This is a genomic window from Weissella cibaria (assembly GCF_004521965.1).
In the GTDB taxonomy this organism is placed as follows: Bacteria; Bacillota; Bacilli; order Lactobacillales; family Lactobacillaceae; genus Weissella; species Weissella cibaria_A.
Genome location: NZ_SDGK01000026.1, coordinates 1 through 17,747, shown reverse-complemented (window position 1 = coordinate 17,747; position 17,747 = coordinate 1). Strand labels below are relative to the sequence as shown.

The window sequence follows — 17,747 nt, the reverse complement described above, 5'->3', positions numbered from 1 at the left end:
AGATATGCCAGCCCGGGTTTTTGATTACCTTTGATTAGTCTTGTTTGTGTAGCTTAGTGATAAGTGGGCTTGTTGAGAGGCGTTAGTAATTGTTGTTGTTGCTTCATTAAATAACCAGTTTGATTGATTCATGATAAACTCGCTTTCTTAAGATATTGTCCTCATTATAGGACTGAGACGTTTGTAATAAATAAATGGTGCTGAAAGTGAAACAAATATACTGTTTTTTCAAAAATGTCCCGTATCCTAGTAATTAAGGAAGTTCACGATTGGGGGAAACGCGGATGACACAGACATTGGCTGAAAGAATTAATGAAATAAGATGCAACAAACAGGTGTCGGTTCAAACAATTATGGTGAACGGTATTTCAAAGAGTAAATATTTTGCCTACATGCGTGGTAAGCGTGATTTACCGATTCACGATTTATAAATTCTAATGAACCTACTGACGGTATCCTTTGCGGAGTTAGTGATTGATACAGATGTCCATTCTAGAACCCTATAACTTAAGTTTATTGCGTGCCCGTAATTTGACCGTTGGATCAGTGGAAAACGTTTCGGGATATGCTACAAGCTAAATATGCCCAGTCTAATTTAGCGGCACATCAACAGTGTGGTCTGGCCTTTAATTACTTGGTGGTCTACAAAATCGATGCCAATTGTAAACTGGATGTGACGGTACTCTGTGATGAGCTTAAAATATCGGGTCTTCACGTACTTTGAGATGCAACTATTTTCGTTGATTGCCGAATCATTAACCCCAAGCGGTTTTGTCGGCTTTATGAAATTTTTGTGCAAAGTATCGGGCTGTTTAGTGGCTACATGCCAATGGCGATTTATCTCACCATTTTGCGGATTCATTATTATGCCTTGGTTCATCTAACACGTCTTTCGTTGAAATCTTGGCCAACCATGTTATTTGTTTTAGAGGCAATTGAAAATCAACCTGCGCGTCCGTCAAATATTGAATTGTTTATGTTCCGCGAATTCGCCAAGATGTTGAAGGCTTACTACACAGTTGATAGTCCGGCAGCGCAACAGCAATTCCGAAGTTGGTTAAATGTTGCGATTGCGCGAGAAGTAGTTGAAAACGACACGTTATCGTTTCCTGGTTTATGGCAAGCCTTGACGATGAAGCGGTCACACATGGCCGTTAATGGTAAGTCGATGTTTACGACAGATTATGATCATATTCAGTCAGCGCAGTTAGCATATAACTTTGGCGATGCGCTCCAAATTTTTTTGAAAGGGAAACGAATTACCGGGAGCGAGTTCGAACAATATGGCATCACGCGATAGAAGTTATATCGTATTATGCATCAAGACGTGGTCATTCGATTAAATGGTTTGTTTGAAATGATGACCTACTTACGGTTGTTACCAGCTGATTTAACGGTGTTCTTCTTTAAGAATCCGACGAACATTGTGCAATTAGACTTAGCACGTACAATTACGGATTACTTATTAAAACTTGATGAGTGGCATGAAGCGGAGCATCGGCTGGTGATGTATTCATTCATCGACATTGATGATGTTGAGATGGTGATTAAACGCTTGCGTTGCGGCTTGCAGATGAGTACATGCACCACTGTAATGTGTTTCGAGCGCCGATTAGTTCAGTTCTGAATAATGTCGAATACTCTTTGATGAAGGCCCTCATTTTAAACCAACGGGCAAACCGCTGTTCCCCAAAAACAGGAGTTTTATTGCTGATACATTGAAGCATCACTTTGCGACGGTTTTAAAAGGAGCAAATGCCCCGACAAAATGACAATGCATAGAACCATTAGCTTGACAGGCTGAACAAAACGGCGAAATTTGTGTCGTTTTTGGTACTTTTTGGCTGAAATGGCAGGGTATACTTTAATCTAGGTACATAGTAAAACGAGAAACAGGATATGCTTAGAAAAGAGAGGTAAGGGACATGAATTGGATTCCAGAGATGATGAAGCGCGCAGCCAAGTATGGCGATGATTTAGACCATCCAGAAGTGGTTGCTTAGGTACACGAGCAATGGCAAAATGCAGCAAATGAATGGTGTTATGAAGTCGATGGTGAACAACGATTCAGGCCCCAAGCTGAACTGGTAATTTATTTGCTCGTTGGTAAGATGTAACTAACAAAGTTTATTTCACAAGGCGTGGAAGAATTCCAATTAGGGGCCACCGTATCCGAGATAATGATGATGTTTATATGGCCCGTGAACCACAAATTAGCTAATTGATAACCACTTGATGACCGATCAGGTGGTTTTTTATTTTGTAATGAAAATGTAAAGTAAAAGGTAAAGCGTGATAGAACAATACGTAAAACGTTTAAATTTGTTAACTAATAAAATCAGTATTGTTTACCATTTTACTTGCGAGTGCTATATTTAATGCAACAACAAATAACCTTTTAAAAAGTAGTCCAGTGAGGCTATGAAGGGTTGCCGTTGGTTAGGGGAATTTAAGGGGATAACTGTATCAGTCCGCTAAAAACTAACCAGAAGCAAAACCTCGTGAATCACTGATTCACGAGGTTTTTTTGTGCACAGAAAGGGAGTCACCATGCAAAACTTTGTTAACTTGAACGAGTTGTCGCTCACGACAATTCAAGACATGATTGCTGAAGCACTAGCCTACAAACAGGGCAAGCGTCAACCGATGCAAACCCCAAAATTAGTGGCCAACCTATTCTTCGAAAATTCAACTCGGACACACACTAGTTTTCAGGTTGCAGAGACAAAACTAGGCTGGCAACGGATTGCAATTGATCCACAAACGAGTTCCACACAAAAGGGTGAAACCTTGTCGGATACGTTAAAGACATTAGGGTCTGTTGGTGTTGATGTGGTTGTTCTACGCCACCATATCAATGACTGGTATCAACCGCTGATCGCTGAGCAATCAGAGCGGATGCCACAACTGGTCAATGCCGGTGATGGTAGTGGACAGCATCCGTCACAAAGTTTGTTGGACTTGGTGACAATCTATGAGAATTTTGGTCATTTTGAAGGATTAAATATCCTTATCGTTGGTGACTTAGCGCATTCACGCGTTGCTCGGTCAAACGCAGCGGTTCTGCAACGCCTAGGCGCAACGGTATCGTTTGGTGGACCCAAGGCATGGTATCCAAGCGAATTTGAAACCTATGGCGCGTACACGGGGCTTGATACAGAACTAGAAAAGGTCGATGTGTTGATGCTTTTACGTGTTCAGCACGAACGCTTAGATACAGATGAAAATACGAACTTTTCAGCCGCTAGCTACCACGCTTTACATGGGTTAACACGTGAACGATATGGACGGTTGAAGGAACAGGCAATTATCATGCACCCTGCGCCAGTTAACCGGGGCGTTGAAATTGCTGATGAGTTGGTGGAAGCACCGAAATCACGTATTTTTGAACAAATGACCAATGGTGTATATGCACGCATGGCAATTTTGGCGGCAATCGCACGAGGGGGAGAATAATGACAACACTTTTGCTTAAGCAGGCTCAAATTTTAGAAGCTGAGCAACTGGTTACGCGAGATGTCTTGGTGACTGACGATACGATTACGGCAGTTGCCCCACAACTTGATGTGACGGCTGACCGCGTTATTCAAGCGACGGGCCAATTATTAACACCTGGTTTGGTTGATATTCACGTCCATTTTCGCGAACCAGGTTTTGAATACAAAGAAACGATTGCAACGGGATCCCGCGCAGCAGCCCGTGGCGGCTTTACAACCGTGGCGGCGATGCCTAATTTGAACCCCGTACCAGCTACTTTATCAGCGTTTGAAACTGTCCAAGCACGTAATCAAGCATCAGGTGTTGTCCACATTGCGCAGTATGGTGCGATTTCTGAAGGACTAACCGCTGACGAAATTGGTGATTTGCCAGCGCTGGCTGCGACGGGTGCAATCGCCTTTACTAATGATGGTAAAGGGGTGCAAACTGCAGCCACCATGTTTGATGCGATGGTGGCCGCAGCCAAGGTGAATCGGCCACTAGTAGCGCACGTTGAAGATGAATCGTTAGTCAAAGGTGGGGTAATGAATTTAGGCGCACGGTCGACTGAACTGGGCTTGCCGGGCATTAACCCACTTGCTGAATCGGCCCAACTTGCGCGTGATCTCATGTTGGCGCAAGCAACTGGCGTCCATTATCACGTTGCACATTTATCAACGAAAGAATCTGTCGCCTTGGTGCGATTAGCTAAACAAAACGGGATTCACGTCACAGCCGAAGTTTCACCACACCACTTATTGTTGGATGAAACTGATATTACTGGAGATGATGCCTTGTTCAAGATGAATCCACCGCTACGTGCACCGGTAGATCGTGCGGCGGTTATTGCCGGGTTATTGGATGGCACCATTGATATGGTGGCTACGGATCACGCACCACACGGTGTGGCTGAGAAGGAACGGTCATTTATCGGGGCTGCATTTGGCATTACTGGGATTGAAACCAGTTTTCAGTTGTTGTATACGCATTTGGTTAAACCTGGCATTGCGACGCTAGCCCAATTATTAACTTGGATGAACGCAGCGCCGATTGATGCTTTTAGGTTAGAGGCACCAAAACAGGTTGCTGTCGGTGAACGAGCGGACTTGGCGTTGTTTGATTTAGAAAAACCATATCAAATTAATGTGCAAGATTTCTTGTCTAAGGGTGTGAATACACCATTCATTGGGGAAGTTGTCTATGGGCAGACGCGACTAACGTTAGTTGCCGGTCAGATTGCCTATCAAGCAGAGGGGGAGTTATGAAGCGCTACTTAGTTTTAGCAAACGGATCAGTTTATGCGGGGGAAGGGTTTGGATCAAGCAAGCCAGTCACTGGGGAAGTTGTTTTTAATACGGGAATGTCAGGGTATCAAGAATCACTGACAGATTTGTCATACCATGGCCAAATCTTGACTTTCACATACCCTTTGATTGGAAACTACGGCATCAACCGGGATGATTTTGAGTCGCTGCGTCCGGCTGCGAGTGCAATTGTGGCTCATGAAATTGCTCGACGCCCGTCAAATTGGCGTTCTCAAATGTCATTGGCGGAGTGGGCTGAAAAAATGGATTTGCCAGGAATAACCGGCATTGATACGCGAGCGTTGACCAAGGAAATTCGCGAGCATGGTGTCATGAAGGCTATGATTGTCGATGAAGTGACGCCGGACGTACTGACAATTTTAGCGGATACGACTTTGTCAGATCGACAGGTTGCTGAGGTAACGACGCAAACAACGTACGTTAACCCAACGGATGGCGTGTCAATTGCGATGATTGATTTTGGGTTGAAGAACTCAATTTTGCGCACGCTAGCCAAGCGCGACGTCAATGTGACGGTATTCCCAGCGACAGTAGATGCCCAAACAATTTTGGATACTAACCCAGACGGGGTGCTACTCTCAAATGGACCGGGTGACCCTGAATCCGTCGAAGGGGTATTGCCGGTTATTCGTACGTTGCAGGATTGCTTGCCATTGATGGGCATTTGCTTGGGTCACCAATTGTTTGCCTTGGCCAATGGGGCAGAAACTTACAAATTAACGTTTGGTCACCGTGGCTTTAACCACGCGGTTCGCAATTTGAACACCGGGCGAATCGATTTTACGTCGCAGAATCATGGTTATGCGGTTGATGCAGCATCGATTGTTGATACCAAGTTAGAGATAACCCACGAAGAAATTAATGACCACACGGTTGAGGGATTACATTTGACGAACCGCCCAGCCTTCTCGGTACAATTCCACCCAGATGCAGCACCAGGTCCTCACGATGCTGAGTATTTATTTGATGATTTTTTGCAGATGATTGCCAACGAAAAGCAAGGAGTACAACATGCCTAAGCGTACAGACATTCGAAAGATTTTAGTGATTGGTTCAGGCCCCATTGTAATTGGTCAAGCAGCCGAGTTTGATTATTCTGGTACGCAGGCAGCGATGTCTTTGAAAGAGGAAGGCTATGAGGTTGTCTTGGTAAACTCGAACCCCGCCACTATTATGACGGAAGCGGAAATGGCTGACCGTGTTTATATCGAACCGCTAACGTTGGCGTTTTTGGAGCGTATCATTCGGAAAGAACGACCAGATGCCATTTTGCCAACCTTGGGTGGTCAAACAGGGCTGAACTTAGCCAAAGATTTGTCTGAAACAGGTATTTTGGCTGAAATGGGTATCGAGTTACTCGGTACAAAACTAACGGCGATTGAAGAAGCGGAAGACCGGGAAGCGTTTAAAGATTTGATGGGTCGGCTTCATGAGCCAGTCCCTGAGTCGACAATTGCCACGACGGTCGATGATGCTTTAACATTTGCGACAACGCATGGGTATCCGGTGATTGTGCGCCCAGCGTACACTCTTGGCGGCACTGGTGGTGGTATTGCGGCCACACCAACTGAATTGGCTGAGATTACGGCAAATGGTTTGGAATTATCACCAGTGACGCAAGTATTGATTGAAAAATCAATTGCTGGCTTTAAGGAAATTGAGTTCGAAGTAATGCGCGATGCCGCTGGCAACGCCTTGATTGTGGCATCGATGGAAAACTTTGACCCAGTTGGTATTCACACGGGTGATTCGATTGTAGTCGCACCGGTGCAAACCTTATCGGATCGTGAACTGCAAATGATGCGTGATGCAGCTTTGAAAATCATCCGAGCGCTCAAGATTGAGGGTGGTGTGAATATTCAAATGGCACTGAACCCAGAATCATTCCAGTACTATATTATTGAAGTTAACCCGCGTGTGTCGCGCTCATCAGCCTTAGCTTCAAAGGCAACCGGTTATCCAATCGCCAAGATGGCTGCCAAGATTGCGATTGGGCTCACATTGGATGAAATTATTAACCCAGTTACTGGGACAACCATGGCACAATTTGAACCAGCCCTCGACTACGTTATCGTTAAAATTCCGCGTTGGCCATTCGACAAATTTGCTAACGCTGACCGTCGTTTAGGGACGCAGATGAAGGCAACTGGTGAAGTCATGGCGATTGGCCGTAACCTCGAAGAGGCCATGAATAAGGCGATTCGCTCATTGGAAATTGGGACGCTCAGTTTGCGTGACATTCGGTTTGAAAACCTGGCAACTGCCGACTTAGTGGATATGTTAATGCCGGCACGTGATGATCGGTTGTTTATGATTGGTGAATTATTCCGTCGAGGTATTACGCTGACTGAATTGCATGCGGCGACTCAAATCGATGAATTTTTCTTAGACAAAGTGCTGCATTTGATTGAGATTGAGACACAACTGACGCATGAAGTTGGCGATGCTGATACGTTAGCATTGGCTAAGCGGAATGGGTTTGCTGATCAAACGATTGCGGACATTTGGGGGATGACGACGGATGACATTCGTCAACGACGCCAACAGTTACAGTTGCAGTCAGTCTATAAGATGGTCGATACAGTGGCGGCCGAATTTGCCTCGCAAACGCCATATTATTATGCAACTTTTGAACAGGAAGACGAGTCAGCTGTTAGTGAGAAGCCAAGTGTGTTGGTATTGGGTTCCGGCCCAATTCGCATTGGACAAGGTGTTGAGTTTGACTATGCCACGGTGCATGCGGTGAAGGCGATTCAAGCAGCTGGGTATGAGGCAATTATCATGAACTCAAACCCTGAAACAGTGTCAACAGACTTTTCAGTCTCGGACAAGTTGTACTTTGAACCGCTGACGCTAGAAGATGTTCTGAACGTAATCGACCATGAACAACCGCTTGGGGTGGTTGTTCAGTTCGGTGGGCAAACGGCGATTAACCTAGCTGCACCATTAGCGGCGCGTGGTGTTAACATTCTGGGGACAACGGTTGAAAATCTGGATCGTGCGGAAGATCGGGAAGCCTTTGATCAAGTGATTAAGGCTTTGCAACTGCCACAACCGGTTGGTAAAACAGCCACGACAGTACCAGGCGCTTTGGCAGCAGCTGAAGAAGTTGGCTATCCCGTCTTGGTTCGACCTTCATACGTGTTGGGTGGTCGTGCAATGGAAATTGTGATCAATGCGGCTGAACTAACCGACTACATGGGACGTGCGGTGAAGGTCTCTAATGATCACCCTGTCTTAATCGATTCTTACTTAGTGGGAGCCGAAGCTGAAGTAGATGTATTATCTGATGGTGAGACGGTTGTGATTCCAGGCATTATGGAGCACATCGAACGCGCCGGGGTTCACTCTGGTGATTCGATGTCGGTTTACCCAAGTCAGACACTGAGCCAAAAGGTCAAGGATGAAATGGTGGCAGCGTCAATCGCGTTGGCTAAGTCGCTACAGACTGTTGGGTTGATGAACGTCCAATTTGTTATTCATGATAATACGGCGTATGTCATCGAAGTGAATCCACGCGCCTCACGAACAGTGCCCTTTATTTCGAAGGTCACGCATTTGCAGTTGGCACAGTTGGCAACACAAGTGATGCTAGGTCAACGTCTAGCAGATCTTGGTTTAACAACTGGCTTAGTACCTGAACCAACGACAGTTCACGTTAAAGCACCGATTTTCTCATTCACCAAGCTGCCTGAAGTTGACTCGTTGCTGGGACCTGAAATGAAGTCAACTGGGGAAGTAATGGGATCCGACACGACGTTTGAAAAGGCACTATATAAGGCGTTTGAAGCTTCAAACACCAAGGTGCCAACGTTTGGTAACGTGCTCTTGACGGTTGCTGATGAAGATAAGGAAGAGGCCCTCGCGTTGGCCAAACGTTTTGCCGACTTAGGCTTCCAATTGGTAGCGACGGCGGGGACGGGTGCATATCTACGCGCTAATCAGTTAGCTGTGGAGGTTCTTGATAAGATCAGTGAATCTGATAATAATGCGGTATCGGCATTGCGAAACGGTCACCTACAAATTGCGATTAATACAACGCGTCAAGATGGTACCACGATTAGTGATGGCCAACGGATTCGACATGCGGCTATCGAAAATGCAGTCCCACTCTTTACGGCCTTCGACACGGTGGGGGCGTTGCTTCGCGTCTTGGAATCACAAGGGTTTGCGGTTACAGCAATGTCCTAGACAGTTATTTGGGGAGAATTAACATGGAAGAAACACGTTATTCAGTATCGTTACCAGGATTGGAGCTAAAGAATCCCTTTATGCCTTCATCAGGTGCATTTATGTATGGTTTAGATCATTTGCAAGATTTTGACTTAAATGAAATGGGCGCTTTGGTCTTAAAAACGACGACGCTCGAAGCGCGTCGTGGGAATCCGAAGCCCTGGGTCATTGGCGTAGATAGTGGCATTATGAACTCAGTCGGTTTAGCTAATCCAGGAATGGCATCGGTTGCGAATGAGGTGCTGCCTGAACTGGCGAGAACCTTATCAGACCTCCCAGTGATGATTTCGGTAGCTGGTGAGACGGTCTTAGAGTATCAAACGTTAGCTAAGCTGTTTGATCGGATTGATTATATCAAGGCACTGGAACTTAATCTGTCATGCCCAAACGTCGACAAAGGTGGGATGGAATTTGGTGTTGATCCGGAAACGGCGGCTGAAGTAGTTGCCGCAGTTCGTGAGGTGACGGACAAACCATTGTATGCTAAATTATCACCAAATGTGACGGATATAAAGCCGATTGCTAAAGCGGCTGCTGATGCAGGGGCGGATGGATTAGTGCTGATTAATACGGTGGTTGGGATGAGTCTTGATTTGACCACGCGTCAACCACGCTTGTACCGTGGCACTGGTGGTATGTCAGGGGCAGCCATCCACCCAATCGCTGTGCGAATGATCTGGGAAGCTGCTTCGGTGGTCGATATTCCAATCATTGGGGTCGGCGGGGTTGACTCAATTGATGCGGCCCTTGAATTAATGCTTGCCGGTGCGTCTGCTGTGCAGATTGGAACGAAAACAGCCGAAGATAAGCAGTTTATTCCTAAGTTAATCAAGGCTTTGCCAGCGGCCCTTGATAAATATAATTTTGACACGGTGCGTGATGTTACTGGGGCAGTGGTAAAGTTCCCACTACCCGTTACGGCTTGGGAAGCAATGCATTAGGAGAGATGATGGCAAAACCAGTATTTATTGCGTTAGATTTTTCCGACGCGCAGGAAACAATGGCCTTTTTAGATCGGTTTCCGACTGATATCCGGCCAGCGGTAAAAGTGGGGATGGCGTTGTTTTATCGTGAAGGGCCAGCGATTGTTCGCCAATTAAAAGCGGCTGGCTTCACTGTGTTTTTGGATTTGAAGTTATACGATATTCCAAACACCGTGGCTCAAGCGACAAATCATTTGGCCCAGCTGGGAGTTGACTATTTGACGATTCACGCAGCCGGTGGTGTTCGTATGATGACGGCTGCTCATCAGGGGGCCACAGCCGGTGCCGCATTGGTTAACGGCCAGGTGCCCAAATTATTAGCAATCACGCAGTTAACGTCTTTTTCAGAACAAGAGATGCAAGAGACACAACTTGTGACGGCACCGTTATTAACGAGTGTAGTTCACTTAGCGCAACTGGCTGCGACAGCTGGATTTGCAGGAACAATCTCGTCAGCGTTCGAATCACGAGCAATCCATGAAGCAACACCAACTGACTTTTTGTCGATTACACCAGGGATTCGCTTAGCAGGTGATGCAGTCGGCGATCAAAATCGCGTTGTGACACCAGCGCGTGCGCGTGAAATGGGGGCGAACGGTATTGTTGTCGGGCGGCCGATTACACAAGCGGCAGATCCAGTTGCAGCATATCAGCGCGTGGTCGCTGAATTTCAGGGGGAATAGTGATGACAGATTATCAAACAGAAGTTGCCACGGCATTGCTTATAATTGAAGCGGTCAAGCTTCAGCCGACGGCACCGTTTACCTGGGCTTCGGGCATTTTGAGCCCGATTTATACTGACAATCGTAAGACAATCAGCTTTCCGGCTGTTCGTCGGTTGATTGCACAAGGATTGGCAGAGTTGATTAAACGTGAATATCCAGATGTACAGGTGATTGGCGGAGTGGCAACTGCTGGTATTCCGCATGCGGCCTGGGTGGCAGAAGTGTTAGATTTGCCAATGGTTTATGTTCGGTCAAATCCCAAGGATCACGGGGCTGGTCAACAAATTGAGGGCGTTGTGCTACCTGGACACAAGGTCGTCTTGATTGATGATTTGATTTCAACAGGCGGATCAGCGCTGGACGCAGTTAAAGCGACGCGAGTGGCCGGTGCGGAAGTATTAGGCGTTAGCGCTATCTTCAGCTACGAACTGCCAGCAGCAATGCAAAACTTTGGCGAAGCACAAACCCCGTTTAAGGCGTTAACGAATTACACGACATTGTTAACCGTGGCGCAGCAAACAGGGACTATTCAAACATCGGATTTGGCAACGCTCCAAGAGTGGCGTCAAGATCCACAAGCTTGGCAACCAAACAATTAAACATAAAAAACCAGTTACAGTGCGGACTGGTTTTTTATTTTGTTGGGGCGCTTATTTTCCCCCAGTTAATATTTAGCTAAGGCTAGCGGTGAAATGTCCCCAAAATTGGTCTTTGTTGATAAAATGGAACGTAAGACTATTTGCGAAAGGTGACCAACTATGAATATCGGATTATTCACGGACACTTATTTCCCACAGGTTTCTGGTGTTGCAACGTCAATTCAAACGTTGCGCCGTCAATTAGAAGCCAACGGACATAAAGTGTATATTTTTACGTCTACCGATCCGAAGGTAAAAAAAGGTACCCTGGAACCTAACGTATATCGGTTTGCGAGTCTGCCTTTTGTGGGCTTTAAGGATCGGCGCATTACGTATCGTGGGGCCATTCAAGCGGTACAGTTAGCGAAAAAATTAGCATTAGACTTAGTGCATACACAAACTGAATTTTCATTGGGTGTCATTGGTAAGTTTGTTGCTCGCCAGTTGAAGATTCCGGTCGTACATACGTTTCATACAAATTACGAGGATTATTTGCACTATATTGCTAATGGTAAAATCATTCGGCCCGGTAGTGTTGCCGTGATTGCTCGGAATTTCATGGCGGGAATGACAGGAATTATCTCACCATCACGTCAAACTTACGACACATTAACCAAGTACAAGGTAAAAGCACCAATCGAAATCATTCCGACCGGCGTAAATGTGCTACACAGTGCTAATGAAGACACAAGCGATAAACTACGGGTAGAGTTAGGCTTGACGCCAGATACACCGGTTGTCTTATCGCTTGGGCGCGTTGCGTTTGAAAAGAATTTAGATGACGCCTTATCGGTTTTTGCGGAAGCACTAGAAACAGTGCCTGAAGCAAAATTCGTAATTGTCGGTGGTGGCCCAGCCATGGAAGCCCTCCAGGAACACGTGTTGGCTTTGGAAATTACAGATCATGTCATTTTTACCGGTGAAGTTAATCATAATGACGTTTATGGCTACTATAAAATGGGAGACGTCTTTGTCTCAGCTTCAGTATCGGAAACGCAAGGTTTGACGTTTATTGAAGCTATGACGGCTGATACGCCGGTTGTTGCCATTCATAGTCCGTACTTGGACACGATTGTGACCGATAAAAATATTGGACAACTGGTTGACGATAGCTTTCAATTATTAGAACCGATGGTCTCATACATGCAGGCAAAGAAGATGGGGACAGTTATTGGTAATCCGGACGCCCGCCAACAAGTACTGCATGAAATTGATGAACGGACCTTCGGTAAGCGGGTGATTGATTTTTACGCAGAAGCATTGGCAGTCTACCATGAAGAGGAGGATACGGAAGCAGCTGAAGCAAATGATGTTGAGTACTCAAAGACATTCTTGCTTCGCAATCCCTTCCGGCGTGATAACTCATGATTAAAATAACGATGTTTTCATCAGCTGAAACCGTTCCAGGCCAAGGGGTGGGTTCAGCGTACCGCGAGTTGGTTAATTTACTAACGGCCCGTTTTAAAGACAGCTTTAAATTACGCTTTAATTCATTGGCGCCAGCTGACGTGAGTCATTATCATACAATTGATTTTTGGTTCTATCTGAACACCTTCTTGCCAGGACGTGGTCAAAAGGTTGGATACGTACACTTCTTACCTGAAACATTGGACGGGTCAATCTTATTGCATTGGCCGGTTAAAAATATTTTCTACTGGTATGTGATGGCGTTTTACAAGCGCATGGATCACATTGTTGTCGTTAATCCAACGTTCATTGAGAAGCTGGTGGCATTAGGCGTTAAGCGGGACAAAATTACCTATATTCCGAATTTTGTAACCAAAACGCAATTTCATCCGTTGCCACTGGATCAAAAGCAGACGTTACGTCAGCAGTTTGGCATCGGCCAAGATGCATTTGTGGTGTTGGGGGTTGGCCAAATTCAAGAACGCAAAGGGATTTGGGACTTCATTGCACTGGCGCGAGAAAATCCACAGTGGACCTTTGTCTGGGTAGGGGGCTTTTCGTTTGGCTCAATTACAGCAGGTTATGATGAATTGAAAAAGGTCCTCGCTGCCCCACCAGCTAATCTAAAATTCCCAGGGATTGTGGATCGCGCAGACATTAACGGGTATTACAACGTTGCTGACGTTTTCTTATTACCAAGTTATTCTGAATTGTTCCCAATGTCAGCGCTGGAAGCGTTTAGTACAGGGACGCCGACAGTCTTGCGTGACTTGGATTTGTACAGGGCGATTATTGCCGGCTACTATTTGCCGGCTAAAGATAAAGCTGATATGCAACAAGAGCTTGCAACCTTAGCAGCCGATTCAGATTTGCGCCAACGTTTGTCAGAACAGGCATTTGCGGCTTCAGAGCGTTATTCAGCCGACTATGTCGCGGATATCTGGCAAAAGTTCTACACGGAACAGGCTGCATTAGGAAAGAGGTAGCTAGATGACAAAACGTAACGGGATTGTTTTTGTTATTATGCTGTTAATCGGCTCAGGTATTTTTTACTGGTCATTTCGTACGGTGAATTTGCATGAGTTTGCTCAGGATTTACGGCAGACTAACTGGTGGTGGCTCCTGGTTGCCGTCGGCGCTATGGTGATCTATTTGTTGCTTGAGGCAGTGGTTGTCAAGGTATTTGTTAACGATGCACACGAGAAATTAAGCTGGAAGGATGCTATTCGGGTGCCATTGGTTGAACAGTTTGGTAATGGGATTACACCGTTTGCCACCGGCGGTCAGCCAATGCAGATGATTACAATGGCACAGGCCGGCATCGATCCCGGGCGTGCCGGTTCAATTCTATTAATGAAATTTGTTGTTTATCAAGGCATGATTGTCGTGAACTTTATCTTGGCATTGGTAATTGGTTACCAATATATAGCGGATAAGCTTCATGCTTGGGCAATATTTGTGATTTTAGGATTTTTGGTGCATTTGGCAGTTATCGTTGGTTTGTTGTTAGTCATGTATTGGCCAGCGCTAACTAATACGTTGGTGCAGTGGCTGTTTAAGCCGGTTCAACGGTTTAAACCGGATAAAGCGACTACCTGGCGGAAAACGGTTGATGCCAAAATTGTAAATTTCCATCAAGAAAGTGTCCGGATGAGTCATGATTGGACGGCTTTGTGGCGGGCCATCGTGGTAACGTTCTTCCAAATGCTGGTTTATTACCTAATTCCGTACTTCATCCTGTTAGGGTTAGGCGTACCACATGTTAACGTTATCTTGGTAACGGCTTTTCATATTCTGATTGTCATGGTTATTTCGCTGTTTCCGATTCCAGGTGGAACGGGTGGCGCCGAGGCTGGTTTTGCGATGTTATTCGCACAGTTCTTGCCGAATGCGGCGTTACTTGTATTTGCCATGGCAATTTGGCGCCTGATTACCTACTATATGGGGATGTTTGCGGGCATCCTAGCCTTCAGCTTAAGTGCTGATAAGATAGAAAGAGGAAAAGAGTGAGTCGAGAAAGTGATTTGGTACAAATCGCTCAACGTATTCGTGCCATGATGGTCGATGACCGTGATGATGTGCAAATAAGACATTTTGATGCATTCGGGGTCACGGTTGTTACAGTCATGTATGATCGGCCATCACAAACATTTGCAGTTGAGGGACTACGTGATAATAACCGACGTTTTGCGTTTGATGACGCAGATTTGGTTGCAATCGATATCTATGAAGCGTTGCAGGACTTTAAGGAGACCTTTTAAAACAGTGATGAAAAGTTGGTATCATTAAGTCTCTTTTATGTTTCGTTAATGGAACAGCTGTATACTGAAAAAATATAATTTAAGAACGGATTATCGTTCGAAATAAAATGGAGCGTAATAAAATGCAACGAGTAATTTCAGCTATCAAAAAATGGTGGCCGGACTTTAACTCAACGGTTGGCTTCTTCTTGTTGTCCGTGTTTTTGGTTTGGTTGAAAACCTACTGGGCATATAAGACGAAATTTTCACTGGGAGTTAGCGGATCTTTGCAAGAGTTCTTGCTATTTTTGAATCCAATTCCAACAGCAATTATTTTGCTGGGGATTGCGCTTTACTTCCGTGGGCGAATTGCCTACTGGTTGATGTTGTTGATCAATTTAGTACAGACGATTTGGCTGTTTGCTAATATCCTGTATTATCGTGAGTTTTCCGACTTTTTGTCGTTGAATATCATTAATTCTGGTGGCTCAGTCGAAAATAACTTGAGCAAGTCAATCGCAGGTATTATTCAAGGATCAGATTTCCTTATCTTTTTGGATATTGTTGTGCTGATTGTTTTGTTATTGACGAAGGTTATTAAAGTCGACAAGACGGCTGTACAAAAGCGATTTGCCGCATTGACAACTGTGTTTGGTATCTTATTGATGCTGGTTGGCTATGGTATCTCATCAAAAGATCGATCAGGCCTACTGACGCGAACGTTTGATAACAACTACATTGTTAAGTATTTGGGCTTGAACGAATACGCGGCCTACAACGTCTTTAAGACGAAGCAAACGGCAGATGTTAAGAAGGAAGCGAAAGCCTCTGACTTGGATAAGATTAAGCAATTCGTGAAGAACAATAATACATTGCAGAATTCTGTTTACTTTGGTAAGGAGAAGGGCAAGAATGTAATTATGTTCCACTTGGAATCATTCCAGCAATTCTTGATTGATTACAAAGTTAACGGGGTAGAGGTGACACCTAACCTTAATAAGTTCTACCATGATCAAAACACATTAGCATTTGATAATTTCTATAATGAAGTTGGTCAAGGAAAGACAGCTGATGCTGAAATGATGTTGGAGACCGGGCTGTTTGGAACTGCTTCAGGGTCAGCGATGGTTAACTATGGTACGTCAAACACGTTTCAAGCAGTACCGGCATGGCTTGACCAGCAGGGCTATACAACGGCTGCCTTCCACGGTGACGTCGCTTCATTCTGGAATCGTGATAATACCTATAAGTCATGGGGGTATGATTACTTCTTTAGTAAGCCATATTACAAGGATGCTGATAATGCCAACTACAACATTGGCTATGGTATGAAGGATAAAATCTTCTTGCAAGATGCAGCTAAGTACGTTGAACAGTTACCACAACCGTTCTATGCGAAGTTGATTACGGTTACTAACCACTATCCATATGACTTGGATAAGCAGAACATTTCAATTGAAAAGACAACGACAGGTGACAAGACAGTCGACGGGTATGTGCAAACGGCCCGCTACCTAGACCAATCATTTGCTGAGTTCTTAACTTGGATGAAGAAATCTGGATTGTATGATAAGTCGATGATTGTTTTGTATGGTGATCACTATGGTATTTCTGAAAACCACCCAGCTGCAATTGCTAAGTTGATGGGTAAGAGTTCAGTTAACAAGTATGACCTTGCGAACTGGCAAAAGGTGCCATTTATTGTGCACGCACCTGGTTTGCAGGGCGGTGTGAACCACACGTATGGTGGTGAAATTGACGTCATGCCAACATTATTGCACCTATTAGGGATATCAACGGCCAATGATGTGCAATTTGGCCAGGACTTATTAGCAACAAACCGTAAGCAAGTTGTGCCCTTCCGAAACGGTGATTGGGTATCAGCAGAGTATGTAAAGTATGGTGGCAATTACTATGTCACAACGACTGGTACGAAAATCAATCCAAAGGAAGATCCACGTGCCAAGGAGATTATTGAACAGACGCAGAAGTACGTTGACAAGATGTTAACGTACTCAGACAACGTCCAAACAGGAGACCTGCTACGCTTCTACACACCCGAAGGCTTCAAGAAGGTCAAAAAGTCTGATTATTCATATAAGAAGTCAGATGGATTGAAGTTGCTGAAGCAGATGGACAAGAAGCAGGATACATCGTTGAAGGATCAACATGATCAGAAGTCGACCATGGCTGACTATGTCACGGATGCACCAGAACTTGGTGGCCAACCACAGACAATTCAACAAGCGTCAAGTAGTAGTGCATCTCACGACGGCACAGCGACTGATAGCGCTACTGTTGATGATAGCGGTGCTGCAACGGATAGTACGGCAGTGGGACAGTAATAACATCACAAAAAAGCACGCAGATTTAGGTCTGACGTGTTTTTTTATTGTTCGGAATTAATTGATGAATTAAAGTGGTTGACGAACGTTCGCGAATGCGATATATTGTTTAAGCACTCAAAAGCGGAAACGTTTATGTCGTGAAACTTGAATAAAACAAAGTGTTGACATCGTGTTGATTGCTTGGTAAGATATTTAAGTTATCTCTGAGAGATATGTAAATCTAATGTGATTAATATTGAAGTTGTTGAAATAAGTTGTTGACAATTTATTTTCAATTCTGTAATATAGATTAGGTCGTCGAGGCGGCTGGGTAGATCATTGAAAACTGAATATCGTTTCGATGAAACAAATGTGTAGGGTCATCAAGCAAG

At 44.9% G+C, this 17,747-nt stretch carries 15 protein-coding genes; all 15 read left to right on the top strand.

Annotated elements, in window-relative coordinates:
- Positions 1 to 284 precede the first annotated feature (284 nt).
- Positions 285 to 431, top strand: coding sequence for a hypothetical protein (locus EST42_RS10480; protein ID WP_167711086.1), 147 nt, complete (start codon positions 285 to 287; stop codon positions 429 to 431).
- Between the two features lie 362 nt (positions 432 to 793).
- A complete protein-coding gene (locus EST42_RS04155) occupies positions 794 to 1,300 on the top strand; it encodes a hypothetical protein (protein ID WP_134644341.1) in 507 nt (168 codons plus the stop codon).
- A 15-nt stretch (positions 1,301 to 1,315) separates the two neighbouring features.
- Positions 1,316 to 1,627 carry a hypothetical protein gene (locus EST42_RS04150; protein ID WP_134644340.1) on the top strand — a complete coding sequence of 104 codons (312 nt, stop codon included), beginning with the start codon at positions 1,316 to 1,318 and terminating at the stop codon, positions 1,625 to 1,627.
- Positions 1,628 to 2,550: 923 nt separating this feature from the next.
- On the top strand, positions 2,551 to 3,456 hold the full coding sequence (locus tag EST42_RS04140) for an aspartate carbamoyltransferase catalytic subunit (protein ID WP_134644339.1): 906 nt from the start codon (positions 2,551 to 2,553) through the stop codon (positions 3,454 to 3,456).
- Positions 3,456 to 4,742, top strand: a complete 1,287-nt coding sequence (locus EST42_RS04135; protein WP_134644338.1) for a dihydroorotase — start codon at positions 3,456 to 3,458, stop codon at positions 4,740 to 4,742. Before EST42_RS04140 ends, EST42_RS04135 begins: the two co-directional genes overlap by 1 nt.
- A complete protein-coding gene (locus EST42_RS04130) occupies positions 4,739 to 5,821 on the top strand; it encodes a carbamoyl phosphate synthase small subunit (RefSeq protein ID WP_134644337.1) in 1,083 nt (360 codons plus the stop codon). The genes EST42_RS04135 and EST42_RS04130 overlap by 4 nt, the downstream gene beginning before the upstream one ends.
- Positions 5,814 to 8,993 carry a carbamoyl-phosphate synthase large subunit gene (gene carB, locus EST42_RS04125; protein WP_134644336.1) on the top strand — a complete coding sequence of 1,060 codons (3,180 nt, stop codon included), beginning with the start codon at positions 5,814 to 5,816 and terminating at the stop codon, positions 8,991 to 8,993. The genes EST42_RS04130 and carB overlap by 8 nt, the downstream gene beginning before the upstream one ends.
- A 23-nt stretch (positions 8,994 to 9,016) precedes the next feature.
- Positions 9,017 to 9,976: a dihydroorotate dehydrogenase gene (locus EST42_RS04120; RefSeq protein WP_134644335.1), complete on the top strand. Its 960-nt coding sequence runs from the start codon at positions 9,017 to 9,019 to the stop codon at positions 9,974 to 9,976.
- Between the two features lie 8 nt (positions 9,977 to 9,984).
- Positions 9,985 to 10,701 (top strand): orotidine-5'-phosphate decarboxylase, encoded by a 717-nt coding sequence (gene pyrF, locus EST42_RS04115; protein ID WP_167711088.1) that lies wholly within the window; start codon positions 9,985 to 9,987, stop codon positions 10,699 to 10,701.
- Positions 10,702 to 10,703: 2 nt separating this feature from the next.
- A complete protein-coding gene (pyrE, locus tag EST42_RS04110; protein WP_134644333.1) occupies positions 10,704 to 11,342 on the top strand; it encodes an orotate phosphoribosyltransferase in 639 nt (212 codons plus the stop codon).
- A 159-nt stretch (positions 11,343 to 11,501) separates the two neighbouring features.
- Entirely contained in the window at positions 11,502 to 12,749 is a 1,248-nt protein-coding gene (locus EST42_RS04105) for a glycosyltransferase family 4 protein (RefSeq protein ID WP_134644332.1), read from the top strand.
- Positions 12,746 to 13,774, top strand: a complete 1,029-nt coding sequence (locus tag EST42_RS04100) for a glycosyltransferase family 4 protein (RefSeq protein ID WP_134644331.1) — start codon at positions 12,746 to 12,748, stop codon at positions 13,772 to 13,774. The genes EST42_RS04105 and EST42_RS04100 overlap by 4 nt, the downstream gene beginning before the upstream one ends.
- A 4-nt stretch (positions 13,775 to 13,778) precedes the next feature.
- On the top strand, positions 13,779 to 14,798 hold the full coding sequence (locus EST42_RS04095; RefSeq protein ID WP_134644330.1) for a lysylphosphatidylglycerol synthase transmembrane domain-containing protein: 1,020 nt from the start codon (positions 13,779 to 13,781) through the stop codon (positions 14,796 to 14,798).
- Complete coding sequence (locus EST42_RS04090) at positions 14,795 to 15,049, top strand: DUF1797 family protein (protein ID WP_099088177.1); 255 nt, start codon at positions 14,795 to 14,797, stop codon at positions 15,047 to 15,049. Before EST42_RS04095 ends, EST42_RS04090 begins: the two co-directional genes overlap by 4 nt.
- Before the next feature lie 122 nt (positions 15,050 to 15,171).
- Complete coding sequence (locus EST42_RS04085; RefSeq protein ID WP_134644329.1) at positions 15,172 to 17,373, top strand: LTA synthase family protein; 2,202 nt, start codon at positions 15,172 to 15,174, stop codon at positions 17,371 to 17,373.
- The last annotated feature ends 374 nt before the right edge of the window (positions 17,374 to 17,747 follow it).